The following is a 3,753-nucleotide window of genomic DNA, read 5'->3' on the forward strand; positions in this document are numbered from 1 at the left end:
GCAGTGGAGCATGAACCCGTATACTGGGGTATCGCTGTATTGGATCTTGATTTCTTTAATGAAATAAATACCTCATATGGCCCTCATCAGGCCGATAACTGTTTGCGGATGATTACCCGCAATCTCGGGGAGGCACTGGCAGGAAAAGACGCGCTCCTGGCGCGCATCGGTGGTGATGAATTCGGCATCATGATACCGGTCACGGAGACCAGGCAGATTGCTGACATCAGTCCGCAGCTTTTGCTCGCGGTAACTGCGGCAGCGCGGGGCGTACTGGATGCGCCGCTGTCCACCTCTATCGGATGGTCATTTTTTCCTCAGGACGGGCAGAATGTTCATACCCTCATGGCTCAGGCCGATGAGGCTATGGTCGAGGCGAAAAAGGCAGGCGGAAACGAATACCGGGTTTATGGCGGTGCCGTGGCACGGCGCGCGGTACAGCGGCTTTGGGTGCATCGTTCCTTTCCCAAGGCCATAGAGCGTGGAGATGTTCATTTTTTCCTGCAGCCCAAAGCCGATATGCTCGCCGTCCGGCTTACCGGCGTCGAAATGCTGGCCCGTTGGCGCTCCGTGGAAGGGCGTTGGATTTGGCCGGGTAAATTTATGCCGTACGTCGAAGAAAACGCGCATTTGATCCGTTTGCTAGGTATTCGAGCCTTACAGGAGGCTGTGCGCCTGCGCGAGCGTATGCACGACGAGCATTTGTCTCTGCAAATCTCCATCAACATTGGTGCCAAGCATTTTTTGGATCCCGCTTTTATTGGTGATTTGGAGACACATTGCCCGGATGGCCGGGGGATTACGCTCGAAATAACGGAAACCGCTTCGGTGACGGGCAGGAAATCTGCCCAACCCATCATGGAATGGTGTCAGAATCGTGGTTTCGCGCTGTCCATGGACGATTTTGGTACCGGATATTCTTCATTGCTGTCGGTGGCACGCCTGCGCTTTAATGAACTTAAGCTGGACCAAGGCTTTATTCGTGCCTTCCGCAAAGACGTGGCCAGTTTCGGTGTTGCTGGAGCCAGTCGGTTGCTCAGCCAGATTGCGCAATGCGATCTGGTAGCCGAAGGGATTGCTACCCCCGATGAACTGCATTTGTGGCTGCTTCTCGGTGGACGCTATATACAGGGGTATCTGCTGGCGCCGCCGCTCCCTGAGAATGCTTTCTTCACCTGGCAAAACTGGTTGCTGCCTGCGATTCTGCGGCCCACCCCTGTCATCGCCCTACAGGATATGGCGGCCTTGTGGCAGCAGTTGCAACAGGAGGATGTCTGACGGGACAGGTCGACCGAGTACTGCTAAGATGACACAAAACAGGGTGCTGGGGTGACACGCAGGACCGGTTAGAGTCCGGCCGGGAGGTAGAGGGGAAACGATGACGGTACAGATTCATGAGGTCCGCCAGCACCTCTTTGCTGATCGCTATCGGCTCAGCTCTTGGCTGCATGCGACCAATGTCTTGGCGAGACTCCTTCGGGATCATATTTTTTGTACCTTGTGGCTGGATGATCAACCTGAGAGTTTCAATACGCTACTGTTCGATATGCAGGAGGAACTTCTCTGGGTGGATGTTCCGCTCAATTTTCCGCAGAACGTGCGCCCGGAATGGCCCGTTACGATTATCACCAGCGTTGATGGTCTGGTTAGCGGATTCCGCAGCAGGATAGTTCGGGTGGAAAAGGATGCAATCGTGATCCGCTACCCGGATGCCCTTTATCAATTGCAGCGTCGTCAGTTATACCGGGTCCCGCCGACCGTGCAGGATCCAGATCAGGTAGAGGCATATCGGCAGGGCGCGCAGATGATTACCGGACGGATGCAGGATATCAGTGCAGGTGGCTTGCGCATGCTTAGCCGTCGTCCAAAAGATTTTCCCTTTCAGCCGGGAGAGCGGATACCGCAACTCATCTTCGGTATTCGTGACAGTGCGCCACTGCGTATGCCAGCTATCGTACGCTTTGTGGATACTTATGCGACGGATGTCTCCGGTGTTATTCTGGGGCTCGCGTTTCTGGATCCAACCGCCGCAGATCAGGAAAAAGTCGCGCAATATGTGCAGGCCCGTGACCGGGAAATCTTACGTTTGTTGAGCATTGGTTTACGCAGTTCTGCCAAGGCAGAGCCTGTGTCCTGGACAGGCCGGATCAAGCGCTGGTTGAAAACATGATCACCAAGGATGAATGTTGATGTGGTTTCTTATGCTGGTTCTTGCGCTGATTATTATTGCTGCCCAAGCGATGTTGTGGCGTTTGCAGCGTCGCTTGCTGACGAATCTGCAGGTTTCTCAAGCGCGTGTGCAAGCGCTGGAGGAGACCGTGAGGCGCATTACCGTCGGCCAGACGACAAAAAAAACGGATGCTTCCCACGCTGTGCACGATACCGATGACGGAGGTTTCAAGGTCCTGTCACGGCCGACAGAGGAGAGTGAGGAGAAAGAAAACCGTTATCGGCGTGCCCGTGTGTTAGCCGAGTCGGGGCGTGACGCCTGCTATATTGCGAGCGCCTGCCAGATCGGTGAAGAAGAGGCGGAACTCCTGATCCGCCTAAACAATCGGCCGTCGCAAAAATGACGCCTTCCGCCAGCACCCTGGCGCCTCTGCGTGTTGTTGGCGCGGTACTTATTCCAAATGCGGCTACAGCGCTTGCGAAAACCATAACACCCGGCACCCTCCTGGAGGGACGGGTGTTACAAAGCGCCAATGCGCAGACGCTCATAGCGGTAGCGGGGAAAACGCTGGCCTTTCAGTTGCCCGGCCAGTGGGCAGCGGGACAGCGCTTGCAGTTGCTCTATTTGGGAGGCCGTTCCCGTCCCGCCTTTTTGCTCACGACCTCGGCAGCAGCATCGTTGCCGGATCGTGTGGGCTTGTCGAGTACAGCGCAGTCTCTTCTGGGTTTGTCTCCAGCCGAGAGTGGCAGCGGGCTCCGCAGCTTACAGCCATTGCTGCCGCAGCCACCCTCAGAAAGTGCCCCGCTCGCGCAGATGTTGCAGCAGTCCATAATGCAGAGTGGGCTCTTTTATGAAAGCCACTTGGCGGCTTGGGTGCAGGGCCAACTGTCACTGCAAAATCTGCGCGCAGAGCCACAGAATGCGTCCTTATCGCCGGTGATGCTGCCGGTGCCAGAAGGTCCTTTGCCACAGACGACACTGGTGAGCCAACGTCCTCGAGTGGAGGTGTCTGCGCTGGTGGCCAGCCAGACCCCGGAACACGTCTTACCCGATCGTGTCGCGGGGGCGATGACGTACACGCAGATTGCCGATTTGGGAAAGTCGGCTATCCGCTATGAGTCTGCATCAATGACCGGAGATCTTGCCGGCCTTGTGGGCCGCCAGATTCAGGTGCTGAACCAGCAGCAGATCACCTGGAGCGGCCCGGTTTGGCCGGGGCAGTTCGTGCAATGGATAGTCAGCCGACGCGAGGAGCATTCGGGAGAGAATGTCCACTCACCGATGGCGACGCCGGAGACAGTGCCGCATTGGGATAGCACATTGACGCTGCAAATGCCTCATTTGGGGAATATTCAGGCGAAGCTGCATTTGCATCGCGATATGCTGAGCTTGGCCATCACTGCGGATCAGGCGGCAGCTTTAATAAATCATTGGGGGGATTTAAAGGCGGCTTTGCGGGCGCTGGGCCTGCGCGTAACGCAGCATGAGATCCGCGCATTCGATGGATAACAAGCCAGAAAACCCATCCAACGCCGTGGCCTTGCGCTATAGTGGCAAGGATTCGGCGCCCATTGTCGTGGCGA

At 56.4% G+C, this 3,753-nt stretch carries 4 protein-coding genes; all 4 read left to right on the forward strand.

All coding sequences use genetic code 11. The annotated features are described in order from the left end of the window. Window positions 1–1,278 (forward strand): EAL domain-containing protein (locus tag AC2VNK_RS05020; RefSeq protein ID WP_486883045.1); only part of this gene is annotated, 1,278 nt, incomplete at its 5' end. A 100-nt stretch (window positions 1,279–1,378) separates the two neighbouring features. Next, complete coding sequence (locus AC2VNK_RS05025; RefSeq protein ID WP_486883046.1) at window positions 1,379–2,170, forward strand: flagellar brake protein; 792 nt, start codon at window positions 1,379–1,381, stop codon at window positions 2,168–2,170. 19 nt (window positions 2,171–2,189) lie between these two features. After that, complete coding sequence (locus tag AC2VNK_RS05030; protein ID WP_291525231.1) at window positions 2,190–2,573, forward strand: DUF2802 domain-containing protein; 384 nt, start codon at window positions 2,190–2,192, stop codon at window positions 2,571–2,573. After that, complete coding sequence (gene fliK, locus AC2VNK_RS05035; protein WP_486883047.1) at window positions 2,570–3,679, forward strand: flagellar hook-length control protein FliK; 1,110 nt, start codon at window positions 2,570–2,572, stop codon at window positions 3,677–3,679. The genes AC2VNK_RS05030 and fliK overlap by 4 nt, the downstream gene beginning before the upstream one ends. The last annotated feature ends 74 nt before the right edge of the window (window positions 3,680–3,753 follow it).

It is taken from the genome of Acidithiobacillus sp. TH-A35 (assembly GCF_057473505.1).

Bases quoted from the DNA above. Each gene is read 5' to 3' on its own strand.
- AC2VNK_RS05030 (WP_291525231.1), top strand. From the start codon at position 2,190: ATGTGGTTTCTTATGCTGGTTCTTGCGCTGATTATTATTGCTGCCCAA.
- fliK (WP_486883047.1), top strand. From the start codon at position 2,570: ATGACGCCTTCCGCCAGCACCCTGGCGCCTCTGCGTGTTGTTGGCGCG.
- AC2VNK_RS05025 (WP_486883046.1), top strand. From the start codon at position 1,379: ATGACGGTACAGATTCATGAGGTCCGCCAGCACCTCTTTGCTGATCGC.